The organism is Aerococcaceae bacterium DSM 111021 (genome assembly GCA_020112395.1).
Taxonomy (GTDB): domain Bacteria; phylum Bacillota; class Bacilli; order Lactobacillales; family Aerococcaceae; genus Ruoffia.
The window spans coordinates 1294274-1315129 of sequence record JACCEK010000001.1 but is presented as its reverse complement, the minus strand read 5'-3'; the positions used below and the strand labels follow the sequence as shown (position 1 = coordinate 1315129).

Genomic DNA, 20856 nt, shown 5'->3' with positions numbered 1-20856 from the left:
TTTTGAAAGTGAGGCGAGCGCGCACATGAAGACAATTGATCAATATGAATTATTTAAGCTTTTACTCAATGACATGGGTGAAACAGGTTGGTGGCCAGCTGACTCAAAAGTTGAGATTATCATTGGCGCCATCATGATACAAAATACCAATGCAGCGAACGCAAAACGTGCGGTTAACAATATCGGAAGCGCCACGCAATTTAACCCACAAGCCATCTTAAATTTACCTTTAGAAACATTAGAAGACTTAGTTCGACCCGCCGGCTTCTTTAAAAATAAAAGTAAAGCGGTCCATTCGGTATTAAATTGGTTTCAAGAGCACGATAACAATCTAGAAGCAATTACAGAAAAATATGAAATTAATTTGCGCCAAGAGTTATTAAAATTACATGGAGTTGGCGATGAGACAGCAGATGTCCTTTTACTTTATGTCTTTGAACAACCGGTGTTTGTCTCGGATAAATACGCTCAAAAACTATATACAGAATTAGGTGTATCAGGGATGGATAACTACAGGGCGATGCGAAAGATAGTCTCTTTAGATAAGCAATTTACAACATGGGAAGCTAAAGAGTTTCATGGGTTAATTGATGAGTTTGGAAAAATATACTTACGTGGAAAGGGAAATTTTGAAGCGAGCTTTTTAGCCGGCTATCAGTTAAAAATCGAAGAATAATAAACTCCAGCCTCAATCTAGCTTGAGGCGGGAGTTTCTTGTTAGGCATTCTTAAGCGCGACATCGTATGCTTTCTTAGTATCTGAATCAAATAGCATCCAAATAATTAAATCAAACGCATCTGGGTGTTCGTTCATCACTTCTTTAACTGTCGAAATTGCAATCTCTGCAGCTAGATTCACAGGGAAGTGATAAACACCCGTTGAAATTGAAGGAAAAGCGACTTTGCGAATACCATGTTCCATGGCTAGTAGTAAAGATTGTCGGTAACAACTTTCTAATAACTTGGCTTCGTTAGCGAGCCCTCCATTCCATACAGGCCCAACTGTATGGATAATATAGTCAACTGGAAGATTATACGCTTTGGATAGTTTTGCTTCACCGGTTCGACAACCTCCAAGCGTTCGGGTTTCTTCTAGTAATTCGGGCCCAGCAGCGCGGTGAATAGCACCGTCTACTCCGCCACCGCCAAGAAGGCTATTATTAGCAGCATTAACAATTGCATTCACATGTTCAACTTGAGTAATATCACCTAGCATCGTTTCAATCATGTTAATCACCTCTTTTCTATAGTATAACACGGACTAAAGGCTCTGGTACTATCATTTAAACGCTACAATATTGTATGTATCAGAATATAAAATTGTAGCAATATTCACTTATGTAAATATATGAATGTGTTGTTGGTAAAGCGTTATAATTGACCTTGTTACATAAAAGTAATATGATTATTTATGTAATAATTAATATTATAAGGAGTGAGAAAGATGAGAAAATATATTTTAGATGGCATTAATGAAAAAGCTGGGAACAACATGTCGTGGCGTGCAATTATTGCTGGTGTCGTAACGTTTGTGGCAGTGAGTATTTTGTTCTCGCTTATTGGAGCAGCGATTGGTTTTGGTGTTCCTGATTTCACAAGTCAGAATCCATTAGACGGTGTAGGAACTGGATTAGTCATTTGGGTTATTATTGCATTAATTTTATCGTTAGCGGCAGCAGGTTATGTAACTGGGATTACAGCTAATCGTGCAGGGTTTATCCATGGTTTCTTAACGTGGGCAGTAAGTGTTATTGTGATGTTTGCAATAATGACTTCAGCTGTTGGTATGGCTTTTAATTCATTAGGAACAGTTTTAGGTTATACAGGTCAAGTTGCTGGTGATGCGATTTCTGGAACAGCGGATGCAGTCGGATCGTTATCTCAAGATGCTTTTGATTCAATCGCTCAAGAAATTGATGTTGATTCACAAGATTTAGAACAAACTGTAACGGATGTTCTAGAAGACACTGAAATTGAACAATTACAACCTGATTATTTAGATAATCAAGTACAAGCGACAATTGATGATGTAACAAGTGCTGGATATAACATTGTTGTAAACGGTCAAGACCCTCAACAAGAAGTTGATAAGGTAGTAAGTAACATTCAAGGTCGTGTTGATGAGATTGGTCAAGAATTAGACGAAGAAGCTTTAACAGAAGCAATCTCAGCTAATACTGAACTATCTGAACAAGAAGCTGAAGAAGCAGTAACAAATATTCAAGAAGCATATGGACAAGCAAGTCAAGAAGCTGAACAAGCATTGAATGATGCTCAAACAGCGGTTGAAGACTTACAAGTTCAAGCTGAACAAGCATTAGCTGAAGCTGCTCAAGTTGCTGAAGAAGCTTCAAATCAAACGTCTAAATACTCATTATATGTATTCTTAGGATTATTAGCTGCGATGTTTATTACAGCCTTTGCAGGTCATGCAGGAGCTAAAACAGCACGCGAAACACATAATAATGCTGTATAAAAAATCAAAAAAATTGAATAAAGATTAATTGACTCCACCCCTCTCTTAGCCTATGCTATTAATATTAAGAGAGGGTGTGGAGTTTTTTTGAATCATTTTAAAATCGATAAACAATTTATAGTAAAAATATTATTTATTGCTGTCGTTATTTTAGTTATTTATAACTGGACTCAAGTAGTTAGTTTTATTGGTGTCGTTTGGCGCGTTGCATTCCCGCTTGTATTAGGTGGGATGATGGCTTACGTTTTGAATTTGTTAATGAACCAATTCGAAAAGAGGTTGTATCCTAATACTGAAAAAACGTGGTTACAACACACTCGTCGCCCCCTAGCTATTATATTATCCATTCTAGTTATTGGTTTAGTTGTTACTGGGATTGTTGCTTTAGTTGTACCGCAACTTGTCTCAGCTTTGTCAACGTTAGTTGAAGCTATTCCGACAGTAACAGAATCTGTTCAAACTTGGATAGAGGAACAACAACATCTTATTCCATTATTTAATGATTTGATGGAACAAGTCGACTTTAATTGGAGTAGTGTCATGTCAAGTTTTGCAGATATAGGGAACCGTGTCATACGTAGTTTAGCAGAATCCTCTGTTTCACTCTTATCTAGTTCAGCTTCGGCCATTACAACGTTTGTACTATCTATCATGTTTGCTTTGTATATTCTAGGGACGAAAGAAAAATTGGGTAAGCAATTCAATGATATTCTGACAGCTTACTTAAGCGATGAGCAAGTGCGTATTGTTAAAAACACGTTGAATATAACAGATAATGTCTTTTCTAACTATCTAACTGGTACTGTAATTGAAGCCTTTATCCTAGGTATCATCGTATCACTCGGTCTTTGGGCAATTCAAATGCCATATGCTGCTATGTTAGGTGCATTACAAGGAGCTTTAGCGTTTATTCCTTTAGTCGGAGCATTTTTAGCGGGGTTTGTCGGTGCTATTATCCAATTCGCGGTTTCGCCAGTGAATGCGTTAATTTATCTAATTTTTGTTGTTATCGTTCAACAACTTGAAGGTGACTTAATTTATCCACGTGTAGTTGGAGATTCTATTGGTCTTCCAGGTATGTGGGTGTTAGCTGCGGTAACGATTGGTGGAGGGTTATTCGGAATTTCAGGCATCTTGCTTGGAGTGCCAATTTTTGCGACTCTATACAAATTATTCAGTGTTGATATCAACTACCGCAAGCAAATCCGCCAAGAAGCGAACGAGCGTTCATTAGTGAATGAATTCGAAGAAGAAGGCTTAAAATTAAAGCCCCTTGAAGCATTACGTCATAAGATTTTGACAGCAAAAGATATTCAAGACATTTAAACATATTAAAGTAGTCATAAACTCTGTACATGTGCAGATCTATGGCTATTTTTTGTGCAGAAGATATCTTTGTATATCCAAATCGTTGATTTTTATAGTCTATATGTTATAATGGTCAAAGAAGGTCAAATAGAAATCAATTTTATTTGTCGAATCTTTTTTCCTAAACTGAATAGTTGTCGAGAGTGTTTTTTTATTATATAATAGTCAAAGATAGTCAATGTTAATGGAAGGAGGATCATAGTGACACAAAGGAATATGTCGGATATTATAGAAGCTTACTTAAAAAGTTTTTTGAAGAATAGTGAAAGAATTGAAATAAAACGAAGTGATATTGCGGAGCAATTTGATTGTGTTCCTTCACAAATTAACTATGTCATTAACACACGATTTACCCAGGAACATGGCTACATGGTTGAGAGTAAAAGAGGTGGCGGAGGTTACATTCGTATTTTGAAAGTGGAGTTAGTTGATGAGATTGACGCACTAGACGATATGATTCAAATGATAGGGCCCCGTATTAGTCACCGAAGTGCAATCAATATAATTGAAACATTGGTGGACCATAGTATAATGACAGAACGAGAAGGAGCATTAGTTCTTTCGGTGATTGATAAAGCGTTACTACAAACAGTCACATTACATGAACAAGAGGCAAGATCTTTGATATTATCAAAGTTTTTAGAACAATTACGTATTACATATAAATAAAGAGGTGAAAGTATGTTTGAAGAATTATTTACTGAAAGTGCTCGTAAAGTAATGATTTTTGCTGCTGAGCAAGCTTATTACTTAAGACACCAAGCTGTAGGCACTGAACATATCTTGTTAGGTCTAGCTCGAGAAGAGTCAGGTATTGCAGGGAAAGCTTTACGCGAAATGGGCGCTGACTACCAGACATTGTTAACAGAATTAGAAATTATTCACGGTAAAGTGAATGCACCGCGCATGCAAGGGGATATTGTTATACCTTATTCGCCGCGCGCTAAGAAGATTATTATGAATGCATCAAACGACGCAAAACGTCTAGGTGTTCCAAAAGTTGGGACAGAGCATTTATTATTAGGTATGTTAAAAGAAGAGATTTTAGCTACAGTACTCCTTAAAAACTTAGGAGTCGACTTGAATGAATTACGCAAAGTCATCTATGAGATGATTGGTGTGAATGGTTCAACAGGTAGAAGTCAAAACAACCGTCGTGGACGTCAAAAACAACAAACAAATGAAACAACAAACTCAACAACACCAACATTAGACTCACTAGCGCGTGACTTAACACAGTTAGCTCGTGATGGGAAGTTAGATCCAGTTGTTGGGCGTGCTAATGAGATTCGCCGTATCGTTCAAATTGTTAGCCGTCGTTCGAAAAATAATCCTGTCTTAGTTGGAGAGCCGGGTGTAGGTAAAACTGCGATTGCTGAAGGTTTAGCTGGACGTATTGTGTCAGGTACTGTACCAGAAAATATCGCTAGCAAGCGTCTGATGATGTTAGATATGGGCTCACTTGTTGCGGGAACAAAATACCGTGGCGAGTTCGAAGAACGTATGAAGAAAATTATCGAAGAGATTACTGAAGATGGTAATACGATTCTCTTTATTGATGAGTTACATACATTAATCGGTGCAGGGTCGGCAGAAGGTGCAGTTGATGCAGCGAATATCTTGAAGCCCGCTTTAGCTCGTGGTGAAATCCAAGTGATTGGTGCAACAACTTTAGATGAGTACCAAAAACACATTGAAAAAGATGCAGCCTTAGAACGTCGTTTCTCTAAAGTTCAAATTGATGAGCCGTCTCAACAAGAGTCCGTTGAAATTATTCAAGGACTAAAAGACCGCTACGAAAATCACCATAAGGTTGAAATTACGGATGAAGCTGTAGAAGCGGCAGTTAAACTGAGTACACGTTACTTAACAGAACGTCGCTTACCGGATAAAGCAGTTGATTTGATAGATGAGGCATCTGCTAAAGTGCGTATTGATGCATCAGCTAACAGCTCAACGTTAAGTGATTTAGAACGTAAACTAAGTGACTTATCTGATCAGAAAGAAAAAGCAATCTTAGCGCGCGATTTTGACCGTGCAGCGTCAATTCGTGAAGAAGAACAAAAAGTTGAAACTCAAATCGAAGCGGCTGTAAAAGCAGATGGAGACCATAAGGGAGAAGGTGAAGAGCTCCTTAAAGTGACTTCAGAAGATATTGCTGAAGTGATTACAATCGCAACAGGTATCCCTGTAAAACAATTGGATATAGCAGAATCAAAACGTCTTGTTCATTTAGAGGAAGAATTACATGAACGTGTGATTGGTCAAGATGATGCAGTTGTTGCAGTATCGAAAGCCATTCGTCGTGCATATAGTGGATTGAAGAGTCCAAAACGTCCAATTGGTTCATTCATGTTCTTGGGCCCTACAGGTGTAGGTAAGACTGAATTAGCTAAGGCGTTGGCAGATGCAATCTTTGGTAGTGAAGATCATATGATTCGTGTCGATATGTCTGAATATATGGAGAAACACAGTGTGTCTCGTTTGGTAGGTTCGCCTCCCGGCTACGTTGGTTATGATGAAGCAGGTCAATTAACTGAACTTGTTCGACAAAAACCATACAGTGTCATTCTTCTAGATGAGGTTGAAAAAGCTCATCCGGACGTATTCAACATGTTACTGCAAGTATTTGATGATGGTCATATGACAGATGGTAAGGGGCGTAAAGTAGACTTCCGTAATACGATCATCATTATGACATCGAATATGGGTGCAACCGCACTTCGTGATGACAAATCAGTCGGATTCGGTGCAGTATCATATGCAGATGACTTTAAAGCTATGGAAGCGCGTGTTATGGAAGAAGTGAAACGTGGCTTCCGTCCTGAATTCATTAACCGTATCGACGAAATTATCGTCTTCCACCCATTATCTAAAGACCAAATTAAAGAGATTGTTAAGTTACAAGCGCAAGATATTATCAACCGTCTACGTGACCTTGAGATTGAAGCCCGTGTAACAGATACAGCTCTAGAAATTATTGCAGATGCAGGCTTTGATCCGGAATATGGAGCAAGACCGATCCGTCGTGCGATTCAAAAACAAATTGAAGACGAGTTAAGTGAAATGATGCTAAGTGGAGACATTCAATTAGGTGACAATATCACGATTGGTGGCCGCCAAGGAGCAATCAACATTAATAACCGTTCAAAGTAATAAGATAGAATAGCAAAAACACCAAACTCCCGGGAGTTTGGTGTTTTTTTGCATATATATTATTTAGAAATATGCTAGATTCTTTAAAATCATAATAAATACAACTAGCGAGAACATTGAGGCAACGGTTGTGAACACGACGATTTGGTTCGCTAAGTCCCCATCACCGCCTGCAACAACAGCTTGAGCATAACTTGATACTGCGGTTGGTCCAGCAGTGGCGATCAGTACAGAAATTAAATCATCGCCTCGGAAGCCTAATAAACCTCCAGCGATAAACAAAGCAATAGACGGAATAATAACCAGACGTGCTAGTACTGTTCCATAAAGTGACCAGTTTGCATCTTTTAACTTACCAAAGTTAAAGGTTCCACCCATCACAATCAAGGCTAATGGCGTGGTCATGCGAACTAAATTCCCCATCGTTGTTTCAATGACAGTTGGAAATTTAATACCAAGTGTAGCGACGATAATCCCTGCAAAGGTAAAAACTACCATCGGATTGGTCAATACATTTTTAATTGTTCGTTTCCATGAAAATTTCTCGTCACTATAAAGTGAGAAAGCAATCACTGAAAAGATATTATTCAAAGGTACAATCAAGGCTAGAACGATGGTTACCATACCTAAATTCTCTTGACCCAGTAGAGCAATCCCCATGGGCAACCCGAATAAAATAGCATTTGAACGAATAGAACCTTGTAAGATCACGCCTCGTTTGTTATTTGATTTTTCGAAAATAGGTACAATAAAAGCCAAAATAATAAATGCAGAAACAGCGAAAATAATGTTAAAAGATAAAGTTAACCCATTAAAATCCGTCGCAATATTCGTATTATAAACATTTGAGAATAAATTCAATGGCAGTAAAATAGAAAAAATCGCTTTATTAAACTGAGCATAAGCGTCTTGTTTAATGAAACCTGCGCGCGTAAAAAACTGACCTAAAGCCATGTATAGCATCATTGGTATGACTGCATTGAATCCGATCATAAAATTTTCCAATCAATTAACTCCTTCGTCTAAAGAATTTGCATTCAAAAAAATGCGAATATATAGATTATAATACTCAATTCATCATTTGACCAATTATTTTTACTGACAATTAACTTGCATTGTCCTTCATTAATAATTATTATAAAGAGAGATAGATACAAATTAAATGTATATTGAATATGGAAGTTCGGTTAAATTCCGAGACGGTCCCGCCACTGTAATCATGCGAAAGGCATGGAGTCAGGTCTTTATTCAAGCATACTTAACCGACATACTATTTCGAGGCAAAATAGTGAGTGATATCCGATCCATTCGAATAAACCCATGCTTTTCCCTCCAAATAGTTGAAGTGAATACTGTCATCTGTCACAAAATCATATGGGAGGCATTTAGAATGAAAAAATGGTTACTATTATTAGCGTCAACTTTAGTATTAGTTGGTTGTGGTCAAACGACACAAACAGAAGAAACGGCTTCAACACCGGTTGAATCAAGTGAACAAGCGGTATTAGCTGAGGTGACTGTGTCAGTAACAGTTGATGGAGAAGAAATTGACGAAGGAGAACAAGTTTTAGAAGTTGAAGAAGGTGCGATTCTATTAGATGTGATGAAAGAGCATTATGAACTTGAAGAAGCTGACGGCTTTATCTCTGCAATTAACGGATATGAACAAGATGAAGAGGCAGGGAAATACTGGTTGTTTGATTTAAACGGAGAGATGGCTGAAGTTGGTGCGGCTGAATTAGAGTTATCAGACGGTGACTTAGTCGAGTGGAAACTTGAAGCCTTCGAAGGATGAGTAAGTACTTCACAGTTAAGCGTCTAGCAGTACTGGCCTTACTGACCGCTCTGTGTCATATTGGGCGAATTGCCTTTCAATTTATACCAAATGTACAACCAGTCACAGTGATTTTAATAATTATTACTTTAACGATGGGAACTTTGGATGGACTCCTAGTAGCCATCACTTCGATGGTCATTTCGAATATGCTACTTGGAATGGGTCCTTGGACACTTTATCAAATTACGGCCTATGGCATCATTGTATTACTTACAAGTGCTCTAAAGGCTTTATACAATCGATTAAAGGACCATCAGAATGCGCGAAGAGTAATCTTTGCGCTGTTCGCTGGAGCGACTGGATTAATTTACGGGTTTGTCATTTCAATATTTTCTTCACAAATGTTTGGTGTCGTTAATTTCTGGGTTTATTATGCCCAAGGGATTACATTTGATTTAATGCATGCGGCTGGGAATGTGGCCTTCTTTTTAGTGCTGGAGCCGACACTGGTGCCAATTATTCAAAAACGATTTATGACTTCAAAAGGATAACGAATAGGAAACGTTGAAACTGTAACACATAAAAGAGCCATCAGAAATTTTTCTGATGGCTCTTTTGAAATTATTTTGGTATATTTTTTTTTGTCAATTCAGTATGGAAGACACGTCCGCTTCGTTCATACAAGACGTCTTCGACACCAGCTTGGGTATTGGCCACACGTGCTAGGGCAAAGAAGTAATCAGATAGACGGTTAATAAACTTTAATACGTGCTGATTAATCGTCTGTTCTTGTTGCAAGCTAACAATCCGACGCTCGGCGCGTCTTGTAACGGTGCGTGCAAAGTGAAGTTGAGCAGCGAGTTGTGTTCCGCCCGGTAGAATAAATGATTCAACTGTTGGAGGGATCGGTGCATACTCGTCGATGCGACTTTCTAACCAAGTTACCAGGTCTGCATTCGTACGATATGGATACTTATCATGTTTTTCGGGTGTTGCTAAGTCATTACCGCAGTCGAATAAATAGTGTTGAATGCGCATGAGCTCTTCTTTCATATCACTAGGCGTTTCTTCTAAAGCAACAATCATCCCGATAATACTGTTTAATTCATCCACCGTTCCGTAAGCCTCGACTTGTTGGCTATCTTTATGAACTGACTTTCCACCGATGATGCGAGTGGTACCGTGATCACCTGTCCGTGTGTAAATTTGCATGAGTATACTCCTTATTATAAACCGCAGCGTAATTGTGCGTTACAGTTAGTACATGTATTACATCCACCAATATCTTGAACAATACCAGTACGGCAAATTGGACAAGTATCACCAATATCTGATCCAAATACAATGTCATCAGTGTGACCTTGTGATTTGTAATGCTCAGATTCGGCTTGTTCAACTAAGTGTTTCAATTCTTTACGGTCATCAACAATACGTGCTTCTTCCATTTGGAACAATTCAATGTTTTCTGCTTCATTTTCTTCTGCAGCAAGAGTTAAAACTTGTGAATCGCGTGAACCATCTACATAAACAGTTCCACCTTTAGCGCCACCTTTGTATAAGCGTTCGTAGATACTTTGAACTTGGTCTACTGTATAGCCTTTAGGCGCGTTTACTGTTTTTGAGATAGAACTATCAACCCAACGTTGAATCGTTGTTTGTACATCAACGTGTGCTTCTGGTTCAAGTGCCATTGCTTCAACAAAGTAGTCAGGTAAGTTTTCTGCGTCTGCCCCTGGATGTGCATCGATATATTCTTGAACAATTCCCGCATTCACTTCAATGAATTTACCTAATCGTCCACTACGGAAATATTTGAAAGCAAAGTATGGTTCTAGTCCAGTTGCGACACCAACCATTGTTCCAGTACTCCCCGTCGGAGCGACAGTTAGTAAGTGAGAGTTACGGATACCGTGTGCTAAGACACCTTCACGAATATGTTCGGGCATTTTTTGCATATAGCCTGTTTCGATGAATTTTTGGCGTAAGGCTTGTGTTTCTTCCTCTGTTTCACCAACGATGAATGGGAAGCTGCCTTTTTCTTTCGCAAGTTGAATTGATTCTTCGTAAGCTGCAACAGCCATTGTTTTGAATACTTCATCAACCACTTTGTTTCCTTCTTGTGAACCATACACGTGTTCAGTATAGATAAGTAAGTCAGCTAAGCCCATTACACCAAGACCGATACGACGTTCACCTAATGCTTGTTTTTGGTTTTCGTCTAAGAAATACGGTGTTGCGTCAATCACGTTATCTTGCATACGCACACCTGTTTTAACTGTTTCGATTAACTGGTCAAAATCTACAGTATGAGTATCTTTGTTGACCATGTTGGCTAAGTTAACTGCAGCTAAGTTACATACCGAGTAAGGTGCTAAAGGTTGTTCACCACATGGGTTTGTCGCAACAACTTTTTGTCCATAAGCTGTCGCATTTGTATCATTATTCGCGTTATCGATAAAGAAGATACCGGGTTCAGCTGAATATGTTGCACAAATATTAATTAACTTCCAAAGCTCTTTGGCTTTGATTGTACGGTAATTTTTGATGCCGTAGCCTTTATCTGCCCATTCACGCACATCACCGTGGTCTGGCCATTCAGTATTATAAGCGACCATTTCAGCTTCAGTGTAATTTTCAACATCTGGGAATCTTAATGTCCAGTCCCCATCTTGGTCAATAGCTTCCATAAAATCATCAGTTAAAGTAACGGAAATATTCGCTCCTGTTAAGAAATCAGGGTTATTAACACTGTAAGTACCGCCATCACGCAGTTTAGCTTCAGCGTCTTTGATATTTTGTTCTGAGAAGCCACCTAAACCTGGCATTGTTTTGTAACGAACGATATTTTCGTACATCGTTACTTCAGCTTGGTTTAATGGTGTGAACTTCAGTTTTTCTTTTGCTAATGTTTTAATCTGTTCGTCATCAGTTTGTTCGATTAAATATTGTAGAACGCGTGGGTTTTGCATTTTTGAGATAATAAATTCAATAATATCTGGATGCCAATCAGCTAACATAATCATCTGTGCACCACGACGGCTACCACCTTGTTCAACAAGATGTGTTAGTTGAGCGATGTCATCCAACCAAGAAACTGAACCAGATGACTTACCGTTAACCCCGCGAGCTAGAGTGTTTCTAGGGCGTAGTGTTGAACCGTTCGTTCCGACACCACCACCACGGCTCATAATCTCCATCACTTCTTTACGGTGATCTGAGATACCTTCACGTGAATCTGGAACAAAAGGCATAACGTAACAGTTGAAGTAAGTTACATCAGTGTTTGTTCCTGCTCCATAAAGAACACGTCCTGCTGGGACAAAGTTCATATCTTTTAATTGTTTATAATACTGACCGTTTAATTCATCACGCTTGACTTCATCGGTTTCAACATCCGAAAGTCCTTTTGCAGTACGTTTGGCGATTTGTTCATAGTAGATTTCTAACGGTTTATCGATTGTTTCGAGTTTGCGTGTCACAAGTCCTGTTTCACGTTCCGTCTCATCTTCTAATGAAGCGCGGTACTCTTCTTCAAGCCAAATAACTACTTCGTTGTTTGTAGTGTCAATTGCTTGGACAATCCCAATTCCTCTTGCTGGGTACTTAGGATCTGATTTCACTGTTAAGATGACTAAATCACCAGCTGTTAAAGTTGATTTCGCAGCGTCTTTGAATGAGTAACGATCTAACATGACCATTCTTGATACCCCGCTGTGAGTGATATTCATATCATCTGTCATTGGGAAAATTTGTGGGAAAGATTCGATTGCTATATTTAAGTTTTCTTTGCTCCATTTAATATGTTGAGTGATTGATTCAGTCATGTTTGTATTGCTCCTTTATTGATAAAAATACATTTTGCACTATATATTGTGCCATTTGTCTATTCTAACCCAATATATCGTTTAAATCTATAGAGAATATCATTGAAATAAAATTTAGTTCGTCATATGTTCGTATAAATCTTGTTAGAGTAGGCGAGTGGTCAGAAATTTATTTTGAATTATCAATTTGAGGTTAATTTTATACTATAAAGCGTGTTTTAATAGTATCTTATCACAATATACTATTAAGTGTTACTCGATTACACATCGTATTGATAGGTGGTGTTAGCGTTTTATGCTATAATATAGTTATCAATTGAATATATAGATTTGAATAATTTATATAGCCCATAAGGAGGATATTTCGATGAATAAAAAAGGAAATAATGTATCACTAGGGTTAGTATTATTAGGTTCAGCTGCAGCAGTTGCTGGAATCGCAGCAATGATGTATTACAATGATGATGTGAGACACCGGGTTGAAGGTGTTGTGAACCGTGAGAGAGCTAAGTTATTTGTAAAGCATAAATTAAACGGTTCAGATACTTTAGTGAATGCTGTAGATAACTTAAGTGATTCTGAAGTGAATACGATTGTTAAGTTAGCAAGTGGTGCAGGTAACGTTAAAGATCAAGCGTCGGACACATTTTCTTCAATTATGAACCGTGCTAAAGACATGTCATCTGACGTGACAGACCGTGTTCATGAGTACTTTGAGTAAATCTAAAAAGAGTTAATTTATCCGGGCAAATCATGTACACTTAAGTGTGTAGAGGTTTGCTCGGTTTTTTGTGTAAAAAAAATATAGAAAACTGTGTCTAACTTTATTAAGAATCTAGATAATATGAGGTGGAATATGATCGAAGCAGTTGAATTAGAGGAATCCATTCGTCTTGTGCATGAGAGATGGATGAAAGAAGCGGTAAAAGAAGCTTTAGTTGCTAAGGAGAAGGCGGAAGTGCCAATTGGTGCGATTCTTGTTAAGAACGGAGAAATTGTTGCGCGTGGACATAATGTCCGTGAATTAGAACTGGATGCGACTGGGCATGCGGAGATTAAAGCGATTCAAGCAGCCAATAAAGCATTGGATGCGTGGCGTCTAGAAGGGACGACGATGTACATTACGTTAGAACCTTGTCCAATGTGTGCAGGGGCTTTAATTAATTCACGTGTAGAGACAGTAGTTTACGGGGCTGCTGACTTGAAAGCAGGGTGCGGTGGAACATTGATGAATCTTTTAGAAGATGAACGCTTTAATCATCAACCACAAGTTATTCGAGGTGTCTTAGAAGAAGAGTGTGGACAACTTTTAACAAATTTCTTTCGAGAATTGCGTGAAAAGAAGAAAATACGGAAGTTATCCACAGAATGATGTGTATAACTCTCTAAAAAAGGGGAACATCTGTTTATAACTTTGGACTATCCACAGAAAAATGAGTTATGAACAGACTTATGCACACCTCTATCTGTTCATAACTACCCTAATTGTTGATAAATTGAAACATTTATAGTATATTTTCAATAAAGTTTACCTATGTTGATAGGTTTATCCACTAGATTTTTAACATAAAACTAATTGTGGATAACTTATCATGTAAACGGAGGGATGAAAATGAATAAGATGGATGAGATTTTTAAAGAAATAATGGATGATCCAATGAATGAAGCATTTACAAATCGTGGCATACCGCCTTTATTCAAAGCACCCGAGGAAGCGACAATTGCGATTATTGGCCAAGCACCGGGGCGTAAAGCGGAGGAGACGCAATTATTTTGGAATGATCCGAGTGGTGACCGATTGCGTGAATGGATGGGAATTTCACGAGAAGAATTCTATCGTTCGGATCGAATTGCGCAGTTACCAATGGATTTCTATTATCCTGGTAAAGCGAAGACAGGTGATGTGCCACCAAGAAAAGAGTTTGCACCAAAATGGCATCCGCGTATTCTTGATGAGTTACCGAATCTGAAGACGATACTATTAATTGGAAGTTATTCACAGAAGCATTATTTAGGGAAGTCGCGTCAGCGTAATTTAACAGAGACCGTGCGTCATTATAAAGATTATCTGCCAGAATATTTTCCATTAGTACATCCTTCACCCTTGAACCAACGTTGGTTAAAGATTAATCCGTGGTTTGAAGAAGATGTTATTCCAGTCCTTCGTATATTAGTGCAGGAAGAAATATTAGAAATCGATAATTAATGCTAAAAAGATTTTGCATTCGAGTGTCTTTTATGCTATTATAAGTGTTGGCAATAGTGGAACCATGAATGAGTCAGGACCGGAAGGTAGCAGCTATAAGTGGTGAAGCTATGTGCCTTTTTTTGTGCAATTATTTAAATGGAAGAACGCTTGTAAATCCAAGCGTTCTATTTTTTTATTACTAAAACACGTCTGGCCCTTCAAACGAGACTATATCAAGATTATTCTTTGACAATAGTGTATATTGAACATAATTAAACAATATCAAATAGGGGATGATAAGATGTTGAAGTCGATCAATAAGATTCCTGCGGGCACTTTCTTAGTTCCAATGATATTATCAGCGTTTATTTATACATTTTGGCCAGATTTATTTCATGTTGGTGGCTTAACTGAGGGATTACTTTCAGGTTCAGGGATGCCTTTCATTACTGGTGCATTAAGCTTCTTTTCGGGGACAGGTATGAAGCTTGGTGCTTTAAAGAAAGTAGTGAAAAATCATGGTGTGCTATTACTTGTGCGCTTCATTGTGACGATTGTTTTAGGTCTTTTATACATCAGTATTTTTGGACAAGGTGGTATTTTGGGAATTAGTGCCATTGCGTTCATTGTTGCAATTGGAAGTATTAATCCTGCAGTTTATTTAGCTTTAGTTAATGATTTTGGAAAAGAGGAAGACAAGACAGTCTTTGGTATTACCTCTTTGTTCGCCATTCCATTAGTGCCGGTATTTATCTATAGTTTATCTTCAGCTGAAGGCTTTGAATGGATGTCACTCATTTCAACGCTGATTCCAGTAATTTTAGGAATAATACTTGGAAATATTGATCAAGAGTTCCATAAATTGTTCGGACCAGGAGTTGCAGCTTTACTACCTTTATTAGGATGGAATATTGGGCAAGGCTTAAATTTAATTGAAGCTACGCAATCCGGTTTAGTGGGATTACTATTAGTAGGTATTTACTATTTAGTTAACCTATACCAACTCCCGCTTGACACAAAAGTATTGAAAAATAATGGAGTGGCTTCACTTTCGATGATGTCAGCGGCAGGTGTATCGCTGAGTACCCCGGCTGTTATTGGAGCTATGAATCCAGAATATATGGAATATACGTCAACTGCAACCGCTCAAGTACTAACAGTTGTTGTCATCACGAGTATTCTGACACCGATCATTGTAAAAAGATATAGTAAAAATAAATTATAAAAATATCGTTAGATTCCTCGAAGAATCTAACGATATTTTTTTATACTATCAAATGCGTCTGCACATTCGTAATGAATCGATTCAAGAAATCATGATGCAGATCAGTTAAATAAAGTTGTGAAGAGTAAGCGATAAAGAAATCAACGGACATTAAGTCGAGGGAGATAGGATATAAATTATATTCTAAATCTTCCTGTAAAGTAGGCACGGCACTTTCAGGGATAAAAGCAACACCTGTACCATGTTCTGCAAATTTCGAAACAGTGTAAATATTTGTGCTTTCTAGAACAATATTAGGCGTGATATTGTAGCGTTTTAAAAGTCGGTTAATTTGACGGCGAATGGCAGATCCACTCGAAGTTAGAACTAAGTCTTGGCTTAATAATTTATCAATCGCAATTGTATTAGGGCTTAATTGAACGGAGCCACTGACATATAAATCCGAACTAGGTGGAATCACAGCATAATACCGATGGGTTCCACAAAGATGTGTTATCAACGAAGGGGAGACTGTCTCTGGATTTTGACCAATATAGAAATCAATCTCTTGATTCATTGCTTTCGCTTCACTGTTACTTGGTAAATCTTCTAGAATCGTTAACGTGACTTCGGGATGTGCTTGAACAAATTTTGGTAAAGTAATCGGTAAGATAAAGGTTGCGAGACTAGACAAGACACCAATACTGAGAGAAATGGGAGAATCTTCATTGTATTGAATTAACGTGTTTTTCAATTGATTTAATTCGGCTTCTGAATTTTCCAAATATTGATAATACACTTTTCCTGCTTCAGTTAATTGTAGCTGAGGGCTTTTTCTATTAATGATTTCGGTGCCTAAGTCATCTTCGATTTTCTTAATAATTTGAGTGAGATAAGGTTGAGAAATGTACAGATCTTTGGCTGCTTTAGTGAATGAATTATGTTTGAGTAGCACATCAATGTATTGCAAGATATCTTGATAATTATTCAGAGACATATGTCACACTTCTTTCTTATAGCTTTTTACTTATGATATCATAACTAAATAAATACTTCACAATGGGCTCATTAATATTTATTATATAGGTATAAAGTATTGAAGTTCATGGGATAAATTTTTTTACGACACCATGCTCAATTTGTCACATGCGCATTGAATAGAAAGGAATTTTAAAGATGAAATTGATAGGAATTGTAGGTACAAACTCAGATCAGTCGACAAACCGCCAATTATTACAATATATTCAAAAGCATTTTAGTTCACAAGCAGATATTGAACTCTGTGAAATTAAAGATTTACCTGCTTTTAATGAACCTAAAGAAAGAATTGCTCCGAAAGGCATTCAAGAATTATCAGATAAGATACTTGCCGCAGACGGCGTTATTATTAGTACACCAGAATATGATCACACGATTACAGCTGCATTGAAAAGCTTATTAGAATGGCTTTCATATACAACCCAGCCTTTATTAAACAAACCAGTCTTAATTACAGGAGCTTCCCTAGGCTCACTCGGGTCATCACGAGCGCAAGCACATTTACGTCAGATTCTAGATGCGCCTGAACTTAAAGCGCGTATTATGCCGAGTTCTGAATTCTTATTAGGGCATTCTGGCCAAGCATTTGATGAGGAAGGCAATTTAAAAAATCAAACAAAAGTTGAAGAACTGGAAGAGGTTTTTGAAGAGTTCGTTGAGTTTGTTGAAATAACAAATAGGTTATTAGAATCTTCATCTAAAATTAGAAAGAGTCAAATGTCATTTACTTGGAAATAATTACGTTATAGGAGGTAATTAATTATGAAATTTGTTGGGATTGTTGGTACGAACGCTGAATTTTCTTATAACCGAATGTTGCTGCATTTTATGAAAGAGCATTTTACAGATGTTGATATTGAAGTGTTAGAAATAGACAAAGTGCCTATGTTTAACCAATCTAATGATCAAACGGACAGTGAAGTGATTCAAGAGTTAAACCAAAAAATTATGGAAGCTGATGGGGTCATTATTGGGACACCAGAACATAATCACTCGATACCATCTGCGTTAAAGAGCACCTTAGAATGGTTATCTTTCAAAGTGCATCCGTTCGATGGTAAACCTGTGATGATTGTAGGGGCATCTTATGATGTTCAAGGGTCGTCACGTTCGCAACTACATTTACGCCAAGTCTTAGACGCACCGGGTGTAAATGCGATAGTGATGCCAGGAAGTGAATTTCTATTAGGACGTGTGCATGAAGCCTTTGATGAAAACGAGCAATTAAAAGATCAAAAAACAATTGAGTTTCTTGAAAGTTGCTTCAAAAAATTCGTTCGTTTTACAGATGTGGCAAATTTATTAAATATCCCGGAAGAAATTGAGTTTGTTCCAGGTGAATATTCAGTGACAACACCTGGGCATAATGGTGATTTACCAATGGTGGTTCGCTTATCAAAGAACCGTATTGAAGCGATTGAAATTGATACTGAAGGCGAGTCAGCAGGAATTGCGGATGTTGTATTCACACGTATTCCAGAAGAAATTCTAGACGGTCAAACGTTAAACGTTGACGTTATTTCTGGCGCAACAGTGACAAGTAAAGGGGTTATTGATGGAGTAGCTACTGCGGTTGAATTAGCTGGAGCAGATGCAGAAGTTATGAGAAAACGTCGTCGAGTAACGCAACAACCTCAAGAAGAACCACTTGAAATCACAACTGACGTGGTTGTGATTGGTGGTGGGGGAGCGGGATTAAGTGCAGCCGCAAGTACACTTCAAGAAAGCAAAAAAGTAACATTGCTTGAAAAATTCCCATCGATTGGTGGTAACACAGTTAGAACGGGTGGACCAATGAATGCGGCCAACCCTGTCTGGCAAAATGGGATGACAGCTTTAGCCGGTGAAGATACAACGTTAAAAGGCATTCTTGAGCTGGATGAAGCAGAAATCCACGCGGAATACCGTGAAGACTTTAATATGCTTAAAGAACAAATTCAAGACTATTTCAACCAAGTTGATGGGAAAGAAGAATTTTTATTTGATTCAACTTTATGGCATCGAATTCAAACATATCTAGGTGGTAAACGACATGACCTAGAAGGCAATGAAGCTTACGGAAACTATGATTTAGTGAAGACGTTAACGGATAATGTCTTAGACTCAGTTCACTGGTTAGAAGATATCGGGGTTGAATTCGATAAAGAGAATGTCCAAATGCCAGTGGGAGCGAACTGGAGAAGAGGTCACAAACCGAAAGAGAATGAAGGATTTGCTTATGTTGATGCCCTTCAGAAATACGTACTTGCTCACGGTGGAGAGATTATAACAGATACGTCAGTGGAAGAATTAATCGTTGAAGACGGTAAAGTTGTCGGCTTAATTGCTTATGGACCCAACAAGCGCAAAGTTATCGTTCATGCAGACTCAGTCGTTCTTGCTTCAGGTGGATTTGGTTCAAACACGAAGATGCTTCAAAAATATAATACATATTGGGCTGAGATTGCGGATGATATTAAAACATCGAATTCACCTGCTATTACGGGTGACGGTATTCGTTTAGGTGAGAGTGTTGGCGCAGATTTAGTTGATATGGGTTATATTCAAATGTTACCAACAACCGATCCAAATACTGGAGCGCTATTCTCAGGACTACAAGTGCCACCCGCAAACTTTATAATGGTTAACCAAGAAGGTAAACGGTTCGTTAACGAATATGGTAGTCGAGATGAATTATCTAAAGCAGCGATCGATCATGGTGGTTTATTCTACTTAATCGCAGATGAAAATATTAAAAACACTGCCATGAATACCAATGATGAGAAGATTGAGAAAGAAGTCGCGCAAGGTATTCTATTCCGCGCAGATACGCTAGAAGAATTAGCTGAGATGATTGGTATGGATCCGGCGGTATTAGTTGAAACCATTAATAAATACAATTCGTATGTTGAAGCCGGGGAAGATCCAGAGTTTCATAAAGGGGCCTTTGAATATAAAGTTGAGAAAGCACCCTTTTATGCAACACCAAGAAAACCAGCGGTCCATCATACAATGGGTGGATTAAAAATCGACTCAGATACACATGTATTGACTAAAGACGGCGATATTATTCCGGGTCTATATGCAGCTGGAGAAGTTGCTGGAGGGATTCATGCAGGGAACCGTCTAGGTGGGAATGCTTTATCAGATATCTTTACGTTCGGTCGCATTGCTGGTAAGAACGCTTCTCGTTTAGCATAACGCGCTGCGGGCAAAAATATTTTACTCGAGTATAGGATGCTTGTTAAAACTCCTATATAATAAAGTAAAATAAGAAAATGGAGGTATGTAATATGGTTTTAGATCCAAATTGTGGTTATTGTCAAAAAGGTGAATTATTAGATGAGTTTGGCTATCTGGTAGGTGAACTTGAAACGTCACTAGTAATCATTTTCCGTGAACAAAGTCATCCAGGACGTATCATTGTTGCGTATAAGGAGCATGTGAGCGAAATGGTTGATATTACAGATGAAGAGCGAAATAAATACTTTGCTGATGTAAATAAAGTTGCTAAAGCAATGCATAAACTTTTCCAACCTGACAAAATTAACTACGGTGCATACGGCGATGGCGGTTCGCACCTACACTTCCATCTTGTGCCTAAATATGAAGGCGAATTTGAGTGGGGAACGCCCTTTGCGATGAATCCTAAAGAAACATACCTCGATGAAGCAGCACATGAGAAGATGGCTTCTGATATTCGTAAAGAATTAGGAATTTAATTAGATTTACTGAGCTTAGCTGCTGACAATTTGTCGGCTGTCTAGGCTCATTTTTTTTATAGGACATAAACCGACCTGACGTGAGCATCACTTCATTCGTGCTTAATATAACCGTGTTATAATGA

General features: G+C 38.1%; 19 protein-coding genes, 1 other RNA gene and 1 riboswitch. Of the genes, 15 read left to right on the top strand and 5 right to left on the bottom strand.

What is annotated here, in order from left to right:
• The first annotated feature begins 25 nt into the window (after positions 1 to 25).
• Positions 26 to 676, top strand: a complete 651-nt coding sequence (locus HYQ40_06090; GenBank protein MBZ6527344.1) for a deoxyribonuclease I — start codon at positions 26 to 28, stop codon at positions 674 to 676.
• A gap of 41 nt (positions 677 to 717) precedes the next feature.
• On the opposite strand, the gene HYQ40_06085 is transcribed toward HYQ40_06090, so the two are convergent.
• Complete coding sequence (locus tag HYQ40_06085) at positions 718 to 1227, bottom strand: O-acetyl-ADP-ribose deacetylase (protein ID MBZ6527343.1); 510 nt, start codon at positions 1225 to 1227, stop codon at positions 718 to 720.
• A gap of 216 nt (positions 1228 to 1443) precedes the next feature.
• Between HYQ40_06085 and HYQ40_06080 the strand changes: the two genes are divergently transcribed.
• The 4 genes from HYQ40_06080 to HYQ40_06065 all read left to right on the top strand — a co-directional run bounded on the left by HYQ40_06080 (position 1444) and on the right by HYQ40_06065 (position 6999).
• Positions 1444 to 2475, top strand: coding sequence for a hypothetical protein (locus HYQ40_06080; GenBank protein MBZ6527342.1), 1032 nt, complete (start codon positions 1444 to 1446; stop codon positions 2473 to 2475).
• 87 nt (positions 2476 to 2562) lie between these two features.
• Entirely contained in the window at positions 2563 to 3801 is a 1239-nt protein-coding gene (locus HYQ40_06075; GenBank protein ID MBZ6527341.1) for an AI-2E family transporter, read from the top strand.
• Between the two features lie 243 nt (positions 3802 to 4044).
• Entirely contained in the window at positions 4045 to 4512 is a 468-nt protein-coding gene (locus tag HYQ40_06070) for a CtsR family transcriptional regulator (GenBank protein MBZ6527340.1), read from the top strand.
• A 12-nt stretch (positions 4513 to 4524) separates the two neighbouring features.
• A complete protein-coding gene (locus tag HYQ40_06065; protein ID MBZ6527339.1) occupies positions 4525 to 6999 on the top strand; it encodes an ATP-dependent Clp protease ATP-binding subunit in 2475 nt (824 codons plus the stop codon).
• A 63-nt stretch (positions 7000 to 7062) separates the two neighbouring features.
• Here the strand turns inward: HYQ40_06065 and HYQ40_06060 are convergent, their stop codons facing one another.
• The gene (locus HYQ40_06060) at positions 7063 to 7992 is read right to left on the bottom strand and encodes an AEC family transporter (GenBank protein MBZ6527338.1); all 930 of its coding nucleotides are present in this window, start codon (positions 7990 to 7992) and stop codon (positions 7063 to 7065) included.
• A 139-nt stretch (positions 7993 to 8131) separates the two neighbouring features.
• A riboswitch (cobalamin riboswitch) is annotated at positions 8132 to 8260 on the top strand.
• 129 nt (positions 8261 to 8389) lie between these two features.
• Here HYQ40_06060 and HYQ40_06055 point away from each other — a divergent pair.
• Together HYQ40_06055 and HYQ40_06050 are read left to right on the top strand one after the other, a co-directional pair.
• Complete coding sequence (locus tag HYQ40_06055; protein ID MBZ6527337.1) at positions 8390 to 8794, top strand: DUF4430 domain-containing protein; 405 nt, start codon at positions 8390 to 8392, stop codon at positions 8792 to 8794.
• Complete coding sequence (locus tag HYQ40_06050; GenBank protein MBZ6527336.1) at positions 8791 to 9327, top strand: ECF transporter S component; 537 nt, start codon at positions 8791 to 8793, stop codon at positions 9325 to 9327. The genes HYQ40_06055 and HYQ40_06050 overlap by 4 nt, the downstream gene beginning before the upstream one ends.
• A gap of 70 nt (positions 9328 to 9397) precedes the next feature.
• On the opposite strand, the gene HYQ40_06045 is transcribed toward HYQ40_06050, so the two are convergent.
• Both HYQ40_06045 and HYQ40_06040 read right to left on the bottom strand, forming a co-directional pair.
• The gene (locus tag HYQ40_06045) at positions 9398 to 9988 is read right to left on the bottom strand and encodes a cob(I)yrinic acid a,c-diamide adenosyltransferase (GenBank protein ID MBZ6527335.1); all 591 of its coding nucleotides are present in this window, start codon (positions 9986 to 9988) and stop codon (positions 9398 to 9400) included.
• A 14-nt stretch (positions 9989 to 10002) separates the two neighbouring features.
• Positions 10003 to 12600 (bottom strand): vitamin B12-dependent ribonucleotide reductase, encoded by a 2598-nt coding sequence (locus HYQ40_06040; protein ID MBZ6527334.1) that lies wholly within the window; start codon positions 12598 to 12600, stop codon positions 10003 to 10005.
• A gap of 367 nt (positions 12601 to 12967) precedes the next feature.
• On the opposite strand from HYQ40_06040, the gene HYQ40_06035 reads away from it, so the two are divergent.
• From HYQ40_06035 to HYQ40_06015, 5 genes are all read left to right on the top strand, one after another.
• Positions 12968 to 13321, top strand: a complete 354-nt coding sequence (locus HYQ40_06035; protein MBZ6527333.1) for a hypothetical protein — start codon at positions 12968 to 12970, stop codon at positions 13319 to 13321.
• Between the two features lie 135 nt (positions 13322 to 13456).
• Entirely contained in the window at positions 13457 to 13972 is a 516-nt protein-coding gene (locus HYQ40_06030) for a nucleoside deaminase (GenBank protein ID MBZ6527332.1), read from the top strand.
• Between the two features lie 249 nt (positions 13973 to 14221).
• A complete protein-coding gene (locus HYQ40_06025; GenBank protein MBZ6527331.1) occupies positions 14222 to 14806 on the top strand; it encodes a uracil-DNA glycosylase family protein in 585 nt (194 codons plus the stop codon).
• Positions 14807 to 14847: 41 nt separating this feature from the next.
• Positions 14848 to 14940: signal recognition particle sRNA small type (gene ffs / locus HYQ40_06020), an RNA gene on the top strand.
• A 149-nt stretch (positions 14941 to 15089) separates the two neighbouring features.
• Entirely contained in the window at positions 15090 to 16013 is a 924-nt protein-coding gene (locus HYQ40_06015) for a 2-keto-3-deoxygluconate permease (GenBank protein MBZ6527330.1), read from the top strand.
• Between the two features lie 40 nt (positions 16014 to 16053).
• Here the strand turns inward: HYQ40_06015 and HYQ40_06010 are convergent, their stop codons facing one another.
• Positions 16054 to 16989: a LysR family transcriptional regulator gene (locus tag HYQ40_06010; protein ID MBZ6527329.1), complete on the bottom strand. Its 936-nt coding sequence runs from the start codon at positions 16987 to 16989 to the stop codon at positions 16054 to 16056.
• A gap of 179 nt (positions 16990 to 17168) precedes the next feature.
• Here HYQ40_06010 and HYQ40_06005 point away from each other — a divergent pair, with 179 nt between their 5' ends.
• From HYQ40_06005 to HYQ40_05995, 3 genes are all read left to right on the top strand, one after another.
• The gene (locus HYQ40_06005; protein ID MBZ6527328.1) at positions 17169 to 17768 is read left to right on the top strand and encodes an NAD(P)H-dependent oxidoreductase; all 600 of its coding nucleotides are present in this window, start codon (positions 17169 to 17171) and stop codon (positions 17766 to 17768) included.
• 24 nt (positions 17769 to 17792) lie between these two features.
• The gene (locus tag HYQ40_06000; GenBank protein ID MBZ6527327.1) at positions 17793 to 20210 is read left to right on the top strand and encodes a flavocytochrome c; all 2418 of its coding nucleotides are present in this window, start codon (positions 17793 to 17795) and stop codon (positions 20208 to 20210) included.
• 77 nt (positions 20211 to 20287) lie between these two features.
• Positions 20288 to 20731, top strand: a complete 444-nt coding sequence (locus tag HYQ40_05995) for an HIT family protein (protein MBZ6527326.1) — start codon at positions 20288 to 20290, stop codon at positions 20729 to 20731.
• Positions 20732 to 20856: the final 125 nt, after the last annotated feature.